This window comes from Nocardioides psychrotolerans (genome assembly GCF_900113685.1).
GTDB classification, from domain to species: Bacteria; Actinomycetota; Actinomycetes; order Propionibacteriales; family Nocardioidaceae; genus Nocardioides; species Nocardioides psychrotolerans.
In genome coordinates this window covers 94,822-113,314 of the sequence record NZ_FOQG01000009.1, presented here as the reverse complement: position 1 = coordinate 113,314, position 18,493 = coordinate 94,822, and the positions used below count along the sequence as shown (strand labels likewise).

General features: G+C 69.2%; 17 protein-coding genes and 1 pseudogene. 7 read left to right on the top strand and 11 right to left on the bottom strand.

Annotated elements, in window-relative coordinates; translation table 11 throughout:
* Positions 1 to 11 precede the first annotated feature (11 nt).
* Positions 12 to 518 carry a thioesterase family protein gene (locus BM204_RS12575; protein WP_170259138.1) on the top strand — a complete coding sequence of 169 codons (507 nt, stop codon included), beginning with the start codon at positions 12 to 14 and terminating at the stop codon, positions 516 to 518.
* On the opposite strand, the gene BM204_RS12570 is transcribed toward BM204_RS12575, so the two are convergent.
* Entirely contained in the window at positions 455 to 1,774 is a 1,320-nt protein-coding gene (locus BM204_RS12570; protein WP_091113816.1) for a flavin-containing monooxygenase, read from the bottom strand. The two genes, BM204_RS12575 and BM204_RS12570, sit on opposite strands and share 64 nt — an antisense overlap.
* A 220-nt stretch (positions 1,775 to 1,994) precedes the next feature.
* Here BM204_RS12570 and BM204_RS12565 point away from each other — a divergent pair, with 220 nt between their 5' ends.
* Together BM204_RS12565 and BM204_RS12560 are read left to right on the top strand one after the other, a co-directional pair.
* Positions 1,995 to 3,212, top strand: a complete 1,218-nt coding sequence (locus BM204_RS12565) for a CaiB/BaiF CoA transferase family protein (protein ID WP_091113814.1) — start codon at positions 1,995 to 1,997, stop codon at positions 3,210 to 3,212.
* A gap of 84 nt (positions 3,213 to 3,296) precedes the next feature.
* Positions 3,297 to 4,197 (top strand): annotated as a pseudogene (locus BM204_RS12560) (IS5 family transposase).
* 11 nt (positions 4,198 to 4,208) lie between these two features.
* On the opposite strand, the gene BM204_RS12555 reads toward BM204_RS12560, so the two are convergent.
* The 6 genes from BM204_RS12555 to BM204_RS12530 all read right to left on the bottom strand — a co-directional run bounded on the left by BM204_RS12555 (position 4,209) and on the right by BM204_RS12530 (position 9,993).
* Positions 4,209 to 5,270 (bottom strand): LLM class flavin-dependent oxidoreductase, encoded by a 1,062-nt coding sequence (locus tag BM204_RS12555; protein ID WP_091113811.1) that lies wholly within the window; start codon positions 5,268 to 5,270, stop codon positions 4,209 to 4,211.
* A gap of 12 nt (positions 5,271 to 5,282) precedes the next feature.
* Positions 5,283 to 5,993: an ABC transporter ATP-binding protein gene (locus tag BM204_RS12550; RefSeq protein ID WP_091113810.1), complete on the bottom strand. Its 711-nt coding sequence runs from the start codon at positions 5,991 to 5,993 to the stop codon at positions 5,283 to 5,285.
* 2 nt (positions 5,994 to 5,995) lie between these two features.
* Entirely contained in the window at positions 5,996 to 6,727 is a 732-nt protein-coding gene (locus BM204_RS12545) for an ABC transporter ATP-binding protein (protein WP_091113966.1), read from the bottom strand.
* Positions 6,724 to 7,764, bottom strand: a complete 1,041-nt coding sequence (locus BM204_RS12540) for a branched-chain amino acid ABC transporter permease (RefSeq protein ID WP_143099756.1) — start codon at positions 7,762 to 7,764, stop codon at positions 6,724 to 6,726. Before BM204_RS12540 ends, BM204_RS12545 begins: the two co-directional genes overlap by 4 nt.
* Positions 7,765 to 7,775: 11 nt before the next feature.
* Positions 7,776 to 8,654: a branched-chain amino acid ABC transporter permease gene (locus tag BM204_RS12535; RefSeq protein ID WP_091113804.1), complete on the bottom strand. Its 879-nt coding sequence runs from the start codon at positions 8,652 to 8,654 to the stop codon at positions 7,776 to 7,778.
* 103 nt (positions 8,655 to 8,757) lie between these two features.
* A complete protein-coding gene (locus BM204_RS12530) occupies positions 8,758 to 9,993 on the bottom strand; it encodes an ABC transporter substrate-binding protein (RefSeq protein WP_091113801.1) in 1,236 nt (411 codons plus the stop codon).
* Between the two features lie 340 nt (positions 9,994 to 10,333).
* Here BM204_RS12530 and BM204_RS12525 point away from each other — a divergent pair, with 340 nt between their 5' ends.
* Positions 10,334 to 11,113, top strand: a complete 780-nt coding sequence (locus tag BM204_RS12525) for an SDR family NAD(P)-dependent oxidoreductase (RefSeq protein WP_143099755.1) — start codon at positions 10,334 to 10,336, stop codon at positions 11,111 to 11,113.
* Between the two features lie 6 nt (positions 11,114 to 11,119).
* Here the strand turns inward: BM204_RS12525 and BM204_RS12520 are convergent, their stop codons facing one another.
* Positions 11,120 to 11,722: a TetR/AcrR family transcriptional regulator gene (locus tag BM204_RS12520; RefSeq protein ID WP_091113797.1), complete on the bottom strand. Its 603-nt coding sequence runs from the start codon at positions 11,720 to 11,722 to the stop codon at positions 11,120 to 11,122.
* A gap of 138 nt (positions 11,723 to 11,860) precedes the next feature.
* On the opposite strand from BM204_RS12520, the gene BM204_RS12515 reads away from it, so the two are divergent.
* From BM204_RS12515 to BM204_RS12505, 3 genes are all read left to right on the top strand, one after another.
* Complete coding sequence (locus BM204_RS12515; RefSeq protein WP_091113795.1) at positions 11,861 to 13,516, top strand: AMP-binding protein; 1,656 nt, start codon at positions 11,861 to 11,863, stop codon at positions 13,514 to 13,516.
* Positions 13,513 to 14,604 carry a phosphotransferase family protein gene (locus BM204_RS12510; RefSeq protein ID WP_091113793.1) on the top strand — a complete coding sequence of 364 codons (1,092 nt, stop codon included), beginning with the start codon at positions 13,513 to 13,515 and terminating at the stop codon, positions 14,602 to 14,604. Before BM204_RS12515 ends, BM204_RS12510 begins: the two co-directional genes overlap by 4 nt.
* Positions 14,605 to 14,668: 64 nt before the next feature.
* The gene (locus BM204_RS12505; RefSeq protein WP_091113790.1) at positions 14,669 to 15,649 is read left to right on the top strand and encodes an NADPH:quinone oxidoreductase family protein; all 981 of its coding nucleotides are present in this window, start codon (positions 14,669 to 14,671) and stop codon (positions 15,647 to 15,649) included.
* A 61-nt stretch (positions 15,650 to 15,710) separates the two neighbouring features.
* On the opposite strand, the gene BM204_RS12500 is transcribed toward BM204_RS12505, so the two are convergent.
* The 3 genes from BM204_RS12500 to BM204_RS12490 all read right to left on the bottom strand — a co-directional run bounded on the left by BM204_RS12500 (position 15,711) and on the right by BM204_RS12490 (position 18,491).
* On the bottom strand, positions 15,711 to 16,682 hold the full coding sequence (locus tag BM204_RS12500; protein WP_091113787.1) for a phosphotriesterase family protein: 972 nt from the start codon (positions 16,680 to 16,682) through the stop codon (positions 15,711 to 15,713).
* A gap of 182 nt (positions 16,683 to 16,864) precedes the next feature.
* The gene (locus tag BM204_RS12495; RefSeq protein WP_170259137.1) at positions 16,865 to 17,572 is read right to left on the bottom strand and encodes a FadR/GntR family transcriptional regulator; all 708 of its coding nucleotides are present in this window, start codon (positions 17,570 to 17,572) and stop codon (positions 16,865 to 16,867) included.
* Positions 17,573 to 17,696: 124 nt separating this feature from the next.
* Positions 17,697 to 18,491, bottom strand: coding sequence for an SDR family NAD(P)-dependent oxidoreductase (locus BM204_RS12490; RefSeq protein ID WP_170259136.1), 795 nt, complete (start codon positions 18,489 to 18,491; stop codon positions 17,697 to 17,699).
* Positions 18,492 to 18,493: the final 2 nt, after the last annotated feature.

Genomic DNA, 18,493 nt, shown 5'->3' with positions numbered 1-18,493 from the left:
CCTATCCCGATGTGGCCAGTCTGCCCACGACCCTGAGCCGTGGAATCCCGGACTCGTTCGAGGACGCCAACGGCCACATGAACGTGCGCTACCACCTCGACCTGACGGTCCACGCCGTAGCCACGATGCTCAGACAGGTCGGTCTCACCGACGACTACCGGACCCGCACGGGCTGTGGCACGTTTGCGCTCGAGCACCACCTGAACTACTTCGCCGAGGTGCTCGTCGGGCACGACGTGACGGCCCACCTCAGGCTCTTCGAGCGCTCACCCAAGGTCGTGCACGGGATGGCGTTCCTCCTCGACCGGACGAGCGAGCGACTGGCGGCCACGCTCGAGTTCACCGTGGCCCATGTCGACCTGGGGACGCGCCGCGTCTCTCTGGCCAGTGCACATCGTCGACGCGATCGACCGGCTGGTCGCCGACGCTGCGGACCTGGCCTGGCGCGCTCCCGTCACCCGCGGGATGGGCGTGCGACGGAGCTGAGCCGCATGGCGCGGGCGATCTCGCGCCGGTAGCGCCTGGGATCCAGCTCGAGGCCGTAGCGGTCGGCCTCGGGGAAGTTGCGGGCCAGGAACGTGCGCTCCTGGGCGATGTCGTCCCGCATGTGCGACTCGTCGGGAAGGCCCACCTCGCCGCTCACCAGGGCGGCCACCCACTGGGCCTGCACGTCCATCATCGAGATGTTGGCGCCACCACTGACGTTGAAGAAGCCGACGAAGTAAAGCCCCGGCCACTGCACGTGGACGACCCGCCTATAGGCGTCGAGCCGGCGCCCGTCGACCGGCGAGACGTCGGGCGCCAGGAAGGGCAGGCTGAGCTCGTAGCCGGTCGCGGCGACCACCGTGTCCACCTGGACGCTGGTGCCGTCCGTGAAGCGGACGACGTCCCCCTCGACACCTGCGACGCCCGGCCGTACGACGATCCTCTGGTAGGCGACGTGCGCCATGAAGGTCGCATTGCTGGCGGGGTGCGTCCGGTTGGCCGGGGTCCGGAACCCCCAGTCCTCCATCCGGCCATGGAAGACGCGGCTGATGGCCCGCATCGCCATCCGTTGGAGCCGCCAGGGCACGAAGGGCTTGTTGATCTTCGCCAGCACCCGCCCCGAGGGCTGGCCGAGGATCATCCGCGGCATGATCAGTACCGGCGACCTCGCGGAGATGTACGTCGCGCTCGCCAGCGTGCAGGTGTCGGCGGCGATGTCGAGGCCGCTGTTGCCGACGCCCACGACCAGCACTCGCTGGCCGCGGAACCGCTCCGGCTCCCGGTAGGCGTGCGAGTGCAGGTACTGGCCGGTGAACTCGTCGGCCCAGGAGGGGTGCGCAGGAACCCCCTGGTGGCCCGTGGCGACCACGACGTCGTCGTACGTCTCCTCGCCCCCCTGGGCGGTGCGGACCAGCCACCCCCGCCCGGGCACCCCGTCCACCGGGGACACGGACTCGACCGGCGAGGCGAACCGGATCCGGCGCCGGAGATCGAAGTCGTCGGCGAAGTCGGAGAGGTAGCCGCTCACCTGCTCGTGCGAGGGGAACATGGGCGTGCCGCTCGGGAACGGGTAGTCGCGGAAGTGGGTGACGCGAGGTTCCGAGTTGATGGTCAGGCTGCGGTAGGCGGCGCTGAGCCCGTTGTCGTTGTCGTAGACCCAGAGCCCGCCGACCCGGGTGCCCTTCTCGTAGATGCTCACCCGGTGACCGGCATCGACCAGGTGTCGGGCGGCGCTCAGGCCCCCCGCCCCCGCACCGATGACGGCGACCCGTCGAGACTTCGTAGCCATGTCCACCCCTCTGGATCGCGCGAATTCCCGTGCCCTCACGCTTCGGCGCGAGAGGCTCCGGCCAGCCGACGCAACTTCGGTCTAACTATTGACCATTCAGGTTGTCAGGCTTACTGTCGGGGCGCAAGAGGGCAACCCTCGGGCCCGAGGACGGGCCCGCAGACAGGCCCGCAGACAGGCCCGCGCACCGGCGTACCGCGCCCACCAGGAGGAACACACCATGAGCGACGAGGCGACCAATCCCCACGGAAGCGGTCCGCTCGCGGGCATCAAGGTCGTGGAGTTCGCCCAGGTCATCGCGGGCCCGCTGGCCGGCACCCTGATGGCCGACCTCGGCGCCGATGTGGTCCACGTCGAGCCTCCGGGCACCGGCGACAGCGCCCGGACCATGGGGCCGGCCCGCGACGGGACCCACCTGTGGTGGAAGGTGCTCGGCCGCAACAAGCGCTCGGTCACCCTCGACCTGCGTGGGCAAGACGGCCGGGACACGGCCAGGCGCCTGGTGGAGTGGGCCGACGTCGTCATCGTGACGTTCCGCGCCGACACGGTCGTGAAGTACGGCCTGGACTGGGAGAGCGTCCGGGTGGCGAACCCCTCCGCGATCCTCCTGCAGATCTCGGGCTACGGAGCCCGGAGCAGCAAGCGGAACTCCCCCGGCTTCGGCAAGATGGGCGAGGCCCGCAGCGGACTCGTCTACCTCACCGGGTTCGAGGACGGACCCCCCGTGCACACCGGCTTCTCGCACGGCGACGCGACCACGGGCCTGATGGGCGCCTTCGCCGTGAGCGCCGCACTGACCCGCCGCGAGCGCGACCCCGAGCGCAAGGGCGAGTGGATCGACCTCGCCCTGTCCGACACGCTGATGCGCCTCGTGGAGTGGCAGATCATCCTGCGCGACCAGCTCGGCATCGTGCCCGGCCGGGCAGGCAACCAGCTCGCGGTCGCACCCGCGGCCGTCGTGAACGTCTTCCAGGCTGCCGACGGTGGCTGGGTGACGGTGACCTCCGGGACCCCGCGATCGGTGCTGAACATCGTGCGTCTCCTCGGTCTGGACACCGAGGACTACAGCGACAGCGCACGGCAGGTTGCCGGCACCCAGGTCCTCGACGACGGACTGCGCAGCTGGATCGGCGCCCACTCGACCGGGGAGTCGCTCGCCCTCATGGAGGAAGCCGGTGTCGTCGGGTCGAAAGTCTTCGACGTGGACGACATCCTGGCCGACCCCGTCTTCGAGGAGCGCGGCTCGATCGTCACCGTTCCCGACCACGATCTCGGCGAGGTCCGGATGCAAGGTGTCGTGCCCGACTTCGTCGGTGACCCGGGCCAGGTCTGGCGGACCGGTCCCCAGCTCGGGGAGGACAACGCCCTCGTCTACGGCGAGTGGTTGGGCCTGGACCCGACCGAGGTCGAGCGACTGAGCCAGAACGGCGTCATCTGAGGCAGCGTGGGCGGGCCTCCCGGACCGGGTAGAGCTAGAGCGTGTCTGCTTAGAACTGCGTCCGAGGGCTGATTTCCTGTTGCCATGTCACGCGTAGCTGTTCTCAGCGATGCTCATTGGGCCCAGATCGAGCCGTTGATGCCGGTCAGGCACGGGCGCCATCGGCCCTTCCGGGATCACCGTCAGGTCCTGGAGGGGATCATCTACCGGTTCCGCACCGGGATTGCGTGGCGTGACCTACCAGCCGAGTTCGGTCCGTGGCAGACGGTGTGGCAGCGGCACAAGCGGTTCAGCATTGACGGGACCTGGGACCGGATCCACGCCCATCTGGTTGCGCTGGCCGACGCCCGAGGCGAGGTCGAGTGGGACCTCAGCATCGACTCCACGATCAACCGGGCCCACCAGCACGCGACCAGCCTGGCGCGGACCCCTCTGGTCGGCACAGGGGGATCTGTCGAACTACACGAACAGAGTCGACGGGTTCCTCGTCGAACCTGTTGATCACGCATTGGGTCGCTCTCGCGGCGGTCTCTCGACCAAGGTTCACCAGCTCGTCGATGGACGATGTCGTCCGTTGGCGGTGATCGTCGGCCCAGGTCAGGGCGGCGACTCACCGATGTTGCCGCACCTGCTTGGACAGGTCCGTGTTGCTCGCCTCGGCCCGGGACGTCCCAGGACCCGGCCCGACCGGGTCCTGGGCGACAAGGCCTACTCCTCCAAGGCCAACCGCGCCCTGCTGAGCAGCCGCGGTATCAAGGCGACCATCGCCCAGCCCGCCGACCAGGCCGCCAGCCGCAAGCGCCGCGGCCGCGCCGGTGGACGCCCACCAGCCTTCGACCCGGTGATCTACAAGCGCCGCAACGTCGTCGAGCGCAGCTTCAACCGCATCAAGGACTGGCGAGGACTCGCCACCCGCTACGACAAGCTCGCCATCACCTACCGCGGCGGCGTCGTACTACGAGCCATCACCCTGTGGCTCCACTAACCAGACACGTCCTAGGCCCGGGGGGCCCGCAGCTCCTCAGCGACGGCCACCAGCCGACGGAGCTGGTCGGTCTCGTCGCTGAGCGGCGTCAGGATGTAGGCGTCCACGCGGTCGATCCCCGCCGTCTGGGCGCGGACCTGCTCGACGACCTCCGCCGCGGTCCCGATCGTGTAGGTGCGCAGCGCGTCCTCCCAGCTCCCCCTGAAGAAGCGCGCGAGCGCGCTGCGGCATCGCTCCTCCGACTCGGGCCCGTCGAGGACGTAGCACCAGTCGGACATGACGAAGTCGAGATCCTCACGGGTGCGCCCGTGCTGCTCGGCACTGTCCAGCACCCGACGCCAGGCCGCGGCCAGCGTCTCGGGCGAGATCCGGCGCCGGTGCGAGGCGGAGTACACCAGCGGGACCCACCCGTCGGCCAGCCGGCCCACCCGGTCGAGCTGACGCAGGCTGGCCACGGGCAGGTCGTCGGGCGCCCAGTCGAGCGCCTGCGCCGGCGAGAACGACGCGAGCCAGACGGGAGGACCGCCGGCTCGAGCCGGCGCCGGGAGCACCTGGACGTCCTGGAAGCTCCAGGCCTCGCCATCGTGGTCAACGGGACGCCCGGTCCAGAGCGCCCGGACGACGCCGAGTGCCTCCTCGAAGCGGCCCGCCCGACCCGCGTGGGGGATGTCCAGGGCAGCGAACTCGCGGGTGTTCCACCCGATCCCTGCCCCGAGCACCACCCGCCCCCCAGAGAGGGCGTCCAGCGACGCGAACGTCTTGGCCAGCTGGACGGGGTGGCGGTAGGGGAAGACGAGGACCAGGGATCCGATCAGGAGCCGTCGGGTCCGGGCCGCCATGGCGGCCATGATCACGGTGACGTCGATCATCGACGCGCCGTACACCACAGACCCTTTCGCGACCGTCGCCTCTCCGAGGAGCCGGTCCCCCACGAAGACGCCGTCGAAGCCCAGCTCCTCGGCCTCCTCAACCCAGCCCAGCAGGTCGGCGATCCCGCCGCCCGCCTCGTTGACCCAGCCGGGAGGTCGGACGCACACCAGTGCTGCTGCCGACCCGGACGCTCGCACACTCATCGTCACTCCCGCTCAGACGCCGAGGTAGGCCTCTTGGAGGTCCGGTCGCGCGAGGAGCTCCTTGCCCGGCCCGCTCATCACGACCTTGCCCTGCTCCAGGACGTATGCGCGGTTGGCCATCTCCAGGGCGTCGTGCACGTTCTGCTCGACCAGCAGGATCGTCATGCCCGTCTCGGCGAGCTTGCGGACGAAGTCGAGGATCCGCTCGACGAGGATGGGAGCCAGCCCCAGGGACGGCTCGTCAAGGATCAGCAGCCGTGGTCGGGTCATCACGGCCCGACCGAGCGCGCACATCTGCTGCTCGCCCCCCGACATCGAGCCGGCCAGCTGGTTGCGGCGTTCGGTCAGGATCGGGAACAGGTCGTAGACCTCGGCGAGCGACTGGTCGGCCTGACGCCGACCGCGCTTGCTGAACGCACCCAGCAGGAGGTTCTCGTGCACGGTCATGAAGGGGAACAGCTTGCGCCCCTCCGGCACCATCACCAGCCCCGCTTCCGGGCGCTCGTGGGCCGCCATCTTGGTGATGTCCTCACCGCCGAAGCTGACCGTGCCCTCCCAGGCCTTGAGCAGGCCGGTGAGGGTGCCCAGCAGGGTGGTCTTCCCGGCACCGTTCGGGCCCACGATGGTGACGATCTCACCCTCGTCGACGGTGAAGGTGACGCCTTGGACGACCGGCAGGTCTCCGTAGCCGGAGTGGAGGTCGGTGACTTCGAGAAGGGGCATGGTCATCTCCGGTTGCCGAGGTAGGCACGAACGACGTCGGGGTGCTGCAGGACCTCGGTGGGGGTGCCCTCTGCCAGCACGGCGCCGTGGTCGAGCACGACGACGTGGCGCGACAGGGTGCGCACCACCTTGAGGTTGTGCTCGATGAGCACCAGGGTCACCCCACGCTCGTGCAGGTGGTGGAATAGGTCCACCGCCTTGCCGATGTCGGTGGGGTTGAGACCGGCCATCACCTCGTCGAGAAGCAGCACCACGGGCTCGGTGGCGAGCGCCCGAGCGACTTCGAGCCGCTTACGCAGGGGCAGGGGCAAATCGCCGGCACGCTGCTTGGCGACGTGGGCGAGACCCACCTCCTCCAGCACCTCGGCGGCCTTCGCCTCCGCGTCGCGGCGCTTGGGGTGCTTGACGAAGGCGCCCATCATCGTGTTCTCGAGCACCGAGAGCGCCGGCAGCGGACGGACCACCTGGAAGGTGCGACCGAGACCGAGGCGCGCCCGCTCGTGCACCGGCCGCCCGGTGATCCGCTCCCCGCGGAAGAAGACTTCCCCGGAGTTCGGCTTGAGCTGCCCGGTGAGCAGGTTGAACAGGGTCGTCTTGCCGGCACCGTTGGGACCGATGATCCCGAGGACGTCGCCTTCGTTGACCTTGATGGAGACCTGGTCCACGGCCACCATCCCGACGAAGCGTCGAACGACGGAGGAGCATTCCAGAAGCGGGACCGCGCCCTCAGTCATCGTGACCATCGTGTCGTCGCCTTTCTCGTCAGGTCTGCCACGGTGCCGACGATGCCTCGCCTCATGAGGAGGGGGATGAGTACCAGCATCGCACCGACGGCGACCAGGTTGAGTCCAGGCGCCTGAGACGAGAGCTTGGCCTGGAGCAGGGTGATGGCGGGGATGAGGAGCAACGCTCCGAGGACGGGGCCCGTCGCCGTCCCAATCCCGCCCAGCAGGCAGATCAGGACGAGCCGCACGCTGACATCCGCCAGGCTCAGCACAGAACCGGGGTCGATGTAGCGGATGTACATCGCGTAAATTGCACCGCCGACAGCGGTCACTCCCGCGCTCAGCAGCATGCCGTGCATCTTGACCTTGAAGACGTGGAACCCGGCCGCCGAGGCGGCCTCGTCGTTCTCGCGCACGGCGCGCAAGGCATAGCCCAGGCGGCTGCGGCTCATCCAGGTGGACAATGCGACCGCGACCATCAGGTAGACGAGCACGAGCACGCCGTACTTCCAGCGCTCGATGAAGGCGGCCTCGCGCAGCGAAGGGGCGAACGGCATGGTGATACCTGCCGGCCCCCCGGTCACCTTGTCGAAGTACAGGGCGAGGACCAGCGCAACCTGGTTGAGCGCCAGCGTCGCCATGGCGAAGAACGGCCCGCGGAGACGGAAGGTCGGCCAGGAGGTGAGACCGGCCACCGCGCAGGCGATCGGGACTGCCAGGACCATGCCCAACCAGGGCGACCAGTCGTAGCGGGTGGATGTGATCCCGACGACGTAGGCGCCGACAGCGAAGTAGACCCCATGGCCCAGCGAGAGCTGGCCACCGAATCCGCCGATCAGGTTCCAAGCCGCGGCGAGCCCGCCGAAGAGGTAGGTCATGATCAGGATGTTGAGCCAGTAGGCGTCGACCTGGACGATCATCAGCAGCAGCCCGAGAAAGGCCATGCTGACCGCGTAGAGCCCCCACACGAGGGCCGGGCTGGCGCCCGCCGAGCCACCCCGCAGGGTCTTGGCGATACTGCCGAGCGCGTCAGTTCGTGGGGTCACTTGGGTCGACACTATGCACCCATCTCTTCGGAGCCGGCTCGTCCGAACAAGCCAGCTGGGCGGATGATCAGGACGAGGAGAAACACCCCGAAATAGAAGGCCATCCCGAGGCGGGGGTCGATGTAGTACCCGCTGAACGCCTCGACGAGACCGATTAGGAAGCCGCCGAGGTAGGCACCCGTCACGCTGCCCAGACCGCCCACGACCACCACGGCGAAGGCCGCGAAGATGAAGCTCTGGCCGACGTTCGGGGTCAGCGTGTAGACGGGGGCCAGCAGGACGCCGGCGAGGCCGGCGAGTGCGGAGCCGATGCCGAACACGATCAGGAACGTGCGTTCGACGTTGATGCCCATCAGCCGGGCGGCCATCCTGTCCTCGGTGACGGCGCGGACCGAACGGCCGAACGACGTCTTGTGGATGAGCCACCACAGCGCCACCGCGACGGCGGTGGTGGCGACCAGGACGACCAGGCGTCCGTAGTCAACCTTGGCGACCCCGAGGTCGAAGGTGTTGCGGGCGAACGAGGAGGAGACCGAGTAGGCCTCACCCTCCGTAATCGCCAGCACGGAGTTCTGAAAGACGATGACCAGGCCGAAGGTCGCCAGCAGCTGCATCGTGGTCTGTCCGCTCAGCGGTTGGATGACCACTCGCTGGATGATCAGGCCTAGCACGAACATGGCTGGTACGACGATGACCATCGTGGCGTAGACGTTCCAGCCCAGCACCTGGTTGAGGAAGTAGGCGCCGTACATGCCGAGCATGACGAGCTCGCCGTGGGCGAAGTTCACCACCCGCACGACGCCGAAGATCAGGTTGAGGCCCATGGCGACCAGGCCATAGATGCCGCCGAGCAAGACCGCGATGATGAGTACCCGCATGAAGGTGTCCATCGCTCTTCCACCTCTCCTTCGTGACTACTGGTCAGATCATGGTTCTCAAGTGGCCCCGCCCGGTCCGGCACAACGTCATCGTGCCGGACCGGACGAGCGTGAGCTACTCGGCCGCGAGTGGCTTGGCACCCTCTGGAGCAGCAGCCTCCGGGTAGACGGTCACGGTCTTGCCGGACTGCCACTGGACGACCGCTGGCAGGGCCAGCGTGTTTTGGAATTCGTCGTCGAACTTCTCACCGAAACCAGCAGCGGTGGAGCCGAGCTCCTTCTCGAGCTCCGGGAGGACCTTGCGGATCGCCTCGGGGTCGGTGCTGCCAGCCTTCTCGATCGCCTCGAAGAGGAGCTTGGCGCCGGTGTAGGCGGCCATCGTCTGGGGGAACGTGGGCTCACCCGTGAACTTCTTCTCGTAGGCGGCCAGGAAGTCGCTGATGCCGGGTGCGTAGCTCTCGGCCGCGTCGTTATGGAGGTAGGACGTCACGAACACGCCGGAGAGATCCGCCTCCGGGACGGACTTCTGGGTCTCGGAGGTGTCACCCGAGCCCACGAGCATCGTCGCGGCGGGCTGGAAGCCCTGCTGCGCGGCGGTCTGCAGGAGCAGGTTCGAGTCGGAGGTGTAACCGGTCGACATCCAGACGTCGGGGTCGCCCTCCTGGCACCGGAGGATGACGTTGCCCAGATCCGGCGCGGCCGGGTCGTAGGCCACGGTCGCGACGACATCCGCCCCCGCGTCACTGAGCATCTGCTCCTGGACGATGGCCACGGACTCGCCGTAGATGGACTGTTCATGGCTCAGGCAGACCTTCAGGCCCTGGACGTCCTTATTTATGCTGGGCGCTACGAGCGTCTCGACCGATTCGGCGGAGACCTCGCCGAACGCCGTGGCACTGGGGCCGGAGCGGACGAAGTTGCTGAGCCCGCGCTCGGTCAGGTCGGTGGCGAGACCGTTGGTCTCCCAGTAGAGCTTCCCGTAGCGCTCGGCGGTCTGGCTGGCGGTGTTGGCGACCGCGCTGAGGTAAGTGCCGATGAAGACGTCGACATTCTCCGAGGTGGCCAACCGGTTGGCCTCCGAGATTCCCTGCTCGGGCGTGGAGGCGTCACCCTTGACGATCTCGACCTGCTTGCCGAGCAATCCACCCGAGGCGTTGATCTCGTCGACCGCGACCTCGTAGCCCTGGGTCACTGCGACACCACCAGAGGCGAGTGCGCCGCTGAAGGGGTTGATCACGCCCAGCTTGATCGTCGAGTCGGAGCTTCCGCTCGACGACCCGCCGCCACCGCAGGCCGCGGCCGACAGGGCCACGACCACCAGGACGAGAGTCCCTGCACGTGCTCTAAGCATTGTTCCTCCTGAATTGCCATCAGTTCTGCGGTGACGTTTCACCACAGATCCGTCAGTGCACGTGGGGCGATGCGACGGTCGCTACGTCGCGACCAGTCTCCCTGCGCACGTTCTTCGGTGCTGTCACCTGCCAGCCGAGAACCGTGAGACAGGTCATAGCCGAGGAGACTGCCCTGCCGAGATCGGCGGCGTCAAGAGTTTTCAGCCGAAAGTTTGAACCAAAGCAAAACTTTGGCCTACCAAACTGCTTGCGAAGGCCTTCACATGCGCCGAGAGTGGTCCCGGACAGGTCCCGCAACGGGCGGGGAAGCCTGGAGCGAACCACCCGCGGAGGACCCCCTTGAGCGAACCGAGCACCGTCGCAGTGATCACCGGCAGCACGTCGGGAATCGGCCTCGCCATGGCGCAGGACGCCCTCGCTCGCGGCATGCGCGTGGTCGTCACCAGCCGCAGTGAGACGAAGGTCGCCCGGGTCGCCCACGAGTTCGGAGGGGATGGGGACCGGGTCCTCGGCGTCGCCGTCGACCTGCGCGAGGCACCCGCGGTGGACGCGCTGGTCGACCAGGTCGTGGACCGCTTCGGACGCGTCGACCTGTGGGTCAACAACGCGGCCGGACTCTTCTTCGCGGCCGCGCAGGACATCACGCCGAACGGCTGGCGCGCGATCATCGAGACCACCCTGACCAGCGCGTTCCTGTGCTGTCGGGCCGTCTTCCCGGTGATGCGCGAGCAGCAGGCCGGCTGCATCGTGAACATCAGCTCGACGGCCGCCTACCTGCCGCACCCGGGGGCCGCCCACTACGCGGCAGCCAAGGCCGCCCTCAACAGCCTGACCCAGACCCTGGGCCACGAGTGGGCGCCGTACGGCATCCGGGTCAACGGCGTCGCCTTCGGTCCCGTGCTGACCGCCGCGTCCCGCTACCACGACCCCGACCTGCGCGCTGCGATGGAGCGGGACCAGCCGACCGGTCGCATCCTGACGGCCGCCGAGGCAGCCGACATCGTGCTGTCACTGGCCGCCATCGGCAGCCCGCACCTGACCGGCGAGACCATCCGCGTGGACGGCGCCTTCCGCTCGGTGCTGCACAGCCCCCTGACGCCCGGGCCGGCTCCGGCGTAGGAAGCCTCACTCACCCCGGTAGCGCGCCAGGTCCAGCGCGAATCCGACGTACTGCGCCGCCACGTCCTCCGGGGTAACGGGCCCCGAGGGGTCGAACCACTGCGCCAGGCCGGTGCACATCGTGACCACCGCCCGAGCGGCGTCACGGGGACGTGCGACCGCGAAGAGGCCGGCGTCGCAGGCCTCCTGCACCTCGACGTCGACCATCCGCTGCTGGAGGCGCCGGGACTCGACCAGCCGCTCCCGCTGGGGCTCCTCGAGGCTGCGCATCTCGCTGGCCCCGACGAACCCGAGCTCGCGGCGGTGCGTGTGGAAGAGCGCCAGGCACTCGACCAGGTACGAGAACCGCTGCACGGCGTCGGTCCCGTCCGCACGGGCGGCCCGGCTGCGGGCAAGCAGGTCGTCCATCGTGAGGTCCAGGATCGCGACCAGCATGTCCTGCTTGCTGGCGTAGTAGTGGTAGACGCCCGGGACCGACAGGCCGGCTCGCCTCGCGATCTCCCGCATCGTCGATCCGTGGTAGCCGTACTGGAGAAAGGCCGACAGCGCGGCCTGGAGGGGAACCACCAGCTCGAGGTCGGGATAGGAACGCCAGTCGGTGCCGTCCATCGACCGCCCTCCTCCACCCGGGAGCACCCGGTCATTGACATTGGTCGACCAAAGCGCGAAAGTGTTGCTCTACGACCGAGCGCTCGCTCGGTACTGCCGAATCCTACGCGGTCGACGACCAGGCGGCCAAGGAGACCCATGCCCACCGACGCACTGCCCTGGCTGAGCAGCTACCCGCCCGAGGTCCCCCACCGCTTCGAGCCCGAGTTCACCGACGCACTGTCGATGTTCCGGGCGGCCGTGGCTCGCTCGCCCGAGACGACTGCGATCTCCTACTTCGACGGCCGGCTCGTCCTGCGCGAGGTCGACGAGCTGTCCGACGCCCTGGCGTGCGCGCTGCTCGCGGGTGGCTTCGAGCGCGGCGACCGCCTCGCGGTGTACCTCCAGAACGTCCCGCAGTTCGTGATCGCCATGGTGGCGACGTGGAAGGCCGGCGGCGTGATGGTCTCGATCAACCCGATGAGTCGCCAGCGCGAGCTCCGGCACCTGCTTGTCGACTCCGGCGCCACGGCGCTGGTCTGCCTGGAGGACCTGTACGACGAGGTCGTGCGCGAGGTGCTCCCCACCAGCGGGGTGCGTCAGGTGATCACCACCAGCCCGCTCGAGTACCAGACCCGCAACGACCCGCGGCTCTTCGCGAACGTGCACCGCGTCCGGCACCCCGGGACGTACGACATGGCGGAGCTGATGGACCGGCACGCCAGCGAGCACCCGCCGGCCGTCGAGTTCGCCCCGACCGATGTCGCACTGCTGACCTACACGTCCGGCACCACGGGCACCCCCAAGGGTGCGATGAACACGCACGGCAACGTGGGCTTCAACGCCCAGACCCTGCGCGAGTGGTGCCGCCTCACCCCGGACGACGTGGTCCTCGGGGTGGCACCGCTCTCCCACGTCACCGGGCTGATCGCCCACGTGGCGGTCTCGATGCTGGTGCCGATGGAACTCGTCCTGACCTACCGGTTCGACGCCACCATGGTGGTCGAGACCATCCGGGAGCGTCGACCCACCTTCACGGTCGCCGCCCTGCCGGTCTACATCGCGCTCGCCAACACTCCCGGGGTGAGCGCCGAAGACCTCGAGAGCCTCCGGGCCGCCTACTCCGGCGGCGCGCCGGTGACCCCGGCCTGGGCGAGCCGCTTCGAGGAGCAGTTCGGGGTCCGGATCCACACCGTCTACGGCCTGACCGAGACCACCTCCCCCTCGCACGCCGTCCCCCTGGGTGCCCGCCCCCCGGTGGACCCGGAGTCCGGCGCCCTGTCCGTCGGCGTCCCGGTGCCGAACACCCACTCGGAGATCGTCGACGAGCAGGGCCAGCCCATGAAGGCGGGCGAGATCGGCGAGATCGCCATCTCGGGGCCGCAGGTCGTCCCCGGCTACTGGCAGAAGCCGGAGGAGACCGAGCACGCGATGGCCGGTGGGCGGCTCCTCACCGGCGATGTCGGCTTCATGGACGAGAACGGCTGGTTCTACGTCGTCGACCGCAAGAAGGACATGATCAACGCCTCGGGCTTCAAGGTGTGGCCACGCGAGGTCGAGGACGTGCTGTGCGAGCACCCGGCCGTCAACGAGGCAGCCGTGGTCGGGGTCCCCGACGAATACCGGGGAGAGACCGTGAAGGCGTTCGTCACACTGCGCCAGGACGCGGCTGCGACCGAGGACGAGCTGATCGCCCACTGCAAGGCCCGGATGTCGGCCTACAAGTATCCCCGGGTGGTGGAGATCATCGACGTGCTCCCGAAGACCGCCACCGGCAAGCTGCTGCGCCGCGAGCTCCCTCGGACCGCACGATGAACGCCGAGCTGCCCATCGTCCAGCCCAGCGTCGAGCTGCCCAGCGAGGACGTGCCCGGCGCGGAGATGCCCGGTCTCGACCTGGACGCGCTCACCGCCCACCTCGCCGACGAGCTCCCGGGCACCGTGGCCGGCCCGCTGCGTGGTCGCCTGATCGCGGGTGGGCGCTCGAACCTCACCTACGCCGTCAGCGACGACCGCAACAGCTGGGTGCTGCGGCGCCCGCCCCTGGGCCATGTCCTGGAGACGGCCCACGACATGGGCCGCGAGTACCGGGCGATGACGGCGCTGGCCGCCACCGGCGTGCCGGTCCCCCGGATGCTCACCCAGTGCGCGGACCCGGCCGTGCTGGGGGCGCCCTTCTACATGATGTCGTTCGTCGAGGGCACGGTCTACCGCTCCGAGGAGCAGCTGGCCGCCCTCGACGCCCCGGCAGCCGAGGCGCTCGCTGACCGGCTGGTCGAGGCACTCGTCGAGCTGCACCGCCTGGATCCTGCCGACGCGGGGCTCGCCGACTTCGGCAGGCCCGAGGGCTACCTGGCCCGACAGGTCCGCCGATGGGGCAAGCAACTGGCCGCCTCCGGCTCCCGCCAGATCTCCGGCCTGGAAGAGCTGGGCACGCGCTTGGCCGAGACCGTGCCGGAGACCCGGCGGCACGGCGTCGTGCACGGCGACTACAAGCTGGACAACGTTGTGGTGAGCCCCGAGGACGGCACCATCGTCGCCGTGCTCGACTGGGAGATGGCCACCCTCGGCGACCCGCTGATGGACCTGGTCAACCTGATGCTCTGGTGGGACGGGGTCCTCGACACCGAGGGACGCCCCTTCGCGCCGGTCCCGGCCCGGCACCCGCAGTTCCCCCCGAGCAGCCGCCTGGCCCAGCGCTACGCCGAGCTGACCGGGGCCGACCTCGACACACTCCCCTGGTGCAGCGGCCTGCTCTGCTACAAGCTCGCCGCGATCTTCGAGGGGATGCACTCCCGCCAGACCCAGGGCCTCACCGTCGGCGAGGGGTTCGAGCTGGTCGCGGGGTTGGCACCCGCGCTTGCCGAGCGCGGCCACCGGGCGCTCCTGGCCACCGGCCCCTGACGCGCCCACCTGTCCCTGTCCGCACGATGCACCATCCCGTCACCGACCCGGAGGACTGACACCCATGCGAGCCCTGCACCTGCACACCTACGAGGGTCCCGGCGCCCTGCGCCTCGCGGAGGCGCCCGACCCCGAGCCGGACGAGGACGGGGTCGTCATCGACGTCCGGTCCATCGGCATCAACTACCCGGACCTGCTGATCACGACGGGCGCCTACCAGATGAAGCCGCCCCTGCCGTTCGTCCCGGGCAGCGAGGTGGCCGGCGTGATCAGTCACGCACCCGCGTCGTCGGGATGGTCCGTCGGCGATCGGGTGGCCGCCTTCGTGTGGTCCGGCGGGTACGCCGAGCGCACCTACGTCCCCCTCAACGCCGTGCTCCGCCTGCCCGACGACATGGACTTCTCCACTGGTGCGGCGACGATCATCAACTACCACACGGTCCACTTCGCGCTCTCGCGACGCGGTCGCCTCGAGCGCGGCGAGACGCTCCTGGTCCTGGGCGCTGCCGGCGGGATCGGGTCCGCCGCGGTACAGGTCGGCAAGGCCCTGGGGGCCCACGTCATCGGCGGCGTCGCCTCGGAGGAGCAGGCCGACGCAGCCCGTGATGCGGGCGCCGACGAGGTCGTGGTCCTCACCGAGGGCTTCTCCGCCAAGGTCCGCGAGCTGACCGACGCCCGCGGTGTCGACGTGGTCCTCGACCCGCTCGGCGACTGGTTGTTCGGCGAGGCGATCCGGGCGATCGCCCCCGAGGGCCGGATCCTGGTCGTCGGGTTCGCCGCGGGAGCGATACCTCAGCTGGGCATCAACCGGCTGCTGCTCAAGAACATCTCCGCCGTGGGAGTGGCCTGGGGCGCCTTCCTCGATCTCGACCGCGACCTGATGGCGCACGCCGGCAGCGAGATCGCGCAGATGCACCGGGCCGGGATGCTGCGTCCGCTGGTCTCGGCGAGCTACACGTTCGACCAGATCCCCGAGGCGCTCGAGCAGCTGAGCAAGGGCGCCATCCGGGGCAAGGCGGTCGTGGACCTGCCCGACCCGGCCTGACATCAACGCACAGAGGGCGGCGCCGGAGAGCTCTCCGGCGCCGCCCTCTGTGCGTGGCACTTCAGCTCGCGCGGCCGGCCAGGATCCGCGCCGCGTTGTGCACCATGATCTGCTCGATCGTCTCGTTCGACACACCGCGCTCCCTGAGCGCGGGCAGGACCCGGTCGGAGATGTTGCGGTGGTTCCAGTTCGGCATGATCCGGTTGCGCACCGACGGCTCCATGTTGACGCTGAAGAACGACGCGTCGTGGGAGAGGGTCAACCGGTCGGCGTAGCCGAGTTCGCACAGGCGCACGACGGTGTCGATGCGATCCTCGTCCGAGGCCATGATCTCCATGCCGAAGCGGTCCATCCCGATCGGCGAGCCGTTGTCCATCAGCTCGCGCAGGTAGTCGAGGTCGGTGCTGTCTCCACAGTGGCCGATCACGACGTGCTGGAGGTCGACCCCGTGCTGGCGGAAGAACTCCTGCTGCTCGAGCCCGCCCCGCTCAGCGGCGTTCGTGTGGGTGGTGATCGGCGTGCCGGTCTCCTGGTGGGCCTCGGCCGCAGCGGCGAGCACCCGCTCCAGGTCGGGCGTGATGCCCCACTTGTCGGTGACGACCTTGATCATCGCCGCCTTCACCCCGGTCCCCGAGATCCCGTCCCGGATGTCACCGACGAACATGTCGACGAGCGGCTCCGGGATGTCGGCGTAGAGGTTCGGGCCGTGGTTGTGAAAGTACGCCGGCAGGTCCTTCTGGGTGTAGTACCCGGTGGCAACCACGATGTTGAGCGGCGACTCCGCGGCGACCGCCTGGATCCGCTGGATGTTTCGCCCGAGCCCCATCACCGTGAGGTCGACGAGGGTCGTGATGCCGCGCTCGGCGAGCGCGTGCAGGCCCGCGAGGGCGGTCGCGTGCATCGCCTCCTCGTCCCACTCGGCGCTCGGGTAGTTGTGCTCGAGCTCGGGGTTCTTCACGAAGATGTGCTCGTGCATCAGGGTCCAACCGAGGTCCTTGGCCTCCATCGGGCCGTTCACGGTCTCGACGTTCATCAGTTTCACGCCTCTCTGACGGCGGCTGCCGTCACTCCACATACCGGCAGCGAGCACCGCTCGCCGAGGGCTCGCCGACCGCCTCCCGACCTGTCACGAACCAGCCTGAGCCGTATGCTGCCCTGCCCCGCCAGCGCCGTCAAGCGAAAGTTTGGACCAAAGTCCTGACGGCGCCGGCGCCGTCACATGGGGATGTCTTCCGGCACGTTTAAGTTCTCCACCAGCTCGCGGTAGACGTGGACGTGCTTCGACATCGACGAGGCCGCCTTGTCCGCGTCCCCGGCCCGGATCGCCTTCAGGATGCGGGAGTGCGCCTCGAGCGTCGCGCCCATCGTCTCTTCGGAGTTGAACTCCTCGATGTCCGTGCTGCGCAGGATCACCTTCGAGAGCGAGTTGACGATCGCCTCGATCACCTCGTTGTGGGTCGCGGCGCCCACCGCGACGTGCCACTCGACATTGCACTGCAAGAACAGCGGCACGTTGCCCCGGGACTCCGCCATCTTGGCCGCGACCCGGTCGAGGGCCACCAGGTCGTCGTCGGTGCGGTGCAGCGCGGCGAGGCGGGCGGCGACCGGCTCGAGGCCCTCGCGAGCCTCGAGCAGCGAGTGGAACTTGACCCCGCGCCCGCTGACCAGTACATTCAGCGTCCGCTCGAAGGTCGCGGTGTCCGGGCGACGGACGAAGGAACCGCCGGCGCGACCCGGCCGCGTGACGATCAGCCCCTCGATCTCGAGCACCCGCAGGGCGTCGCGCACGGTCTGTCGGCCGAGACCCACCGAGGTCGCGAGGGCCCGCTCCACCGGAAGGGCGCTGCCCTCCACGAGTTTGCCCTCGAGGATCTGCTGGCGGAGGTGGTTGGCGAGCACGTCTGAGCTCTTGGGGACGGACATGGGGGCGAGCCCAAGGCCAAGGCCGATGTCAACCCCGGAGTCATCCTGTGCGTTGTCTGCCTGTGTCATAACACCATGGTACAAAGGTCAGGCCATAAGTCCTAGAGGTGTCCTCCGAGGGCCCTCAGTACATCGTGGTGCCGGCGCTCACGTTGAGGTCCTCGCCGGTGATCCCGCCTGCCTCGTCGGAGGCCAGGAAAACCACGGCCGCGGCCACCTGCTCGGGCTCGACGAACCGGCGAAGTGGCGACACCGCCTGGAACTCGGCCCGGAGCTCTGCCTCGGGCCGGTCGAAGGCCTGCGCCTGGGCTTGGAGCACCGCGTCCAGGCGCGGCCCGGCCACGGGGCCGGGCGACACCAGGTTCGCCCGGACACCGTGCTCCCCCGCCTCGAGCGCGACCGTCCTCGTCAGGCCCACTAGGGCCAGCTTGCTGGAGGTGTAGGCGGACCGGTTGAGCAGCGGCCGCTTCCCGCTCATCGAGCCGACGACCACGATGCTGCCCGAACGCCTTGCGACCATGGACGGAAGCACGGACCGGCAGCACAGGAACACGCCGCGCACGTTGACGGCGTAGGTCTCGTCCCAGTCCTCCGGGCTGACCTCCCAGATCGGCGCGGTGGGACCACCGATGCCGCTGTTGGCCACCAGGACGTCCACCCGCCCGAGGTCGTCGAGCACCTGGGTCACCATGTCCCGGGTCGCGTCCGCGTCGCGGACGTCCGTGGGTACGACGATCGCGGGGACACCGGTCTCGGCCTCGAGCGTGGCGGCCACGGCGTCCAGGTCAGCGGTGGTGCGACCGGCCAGCGCGAGAGTGGCTCCCGCCCGGCCGCAGCGGAGCGCGGTCGCGCGACCGAGGCCGCGCCCGGCTCCGGTCACCAGCACGACTTTGCCGTCGAGCGGGCGGGCCGCGCTCACGA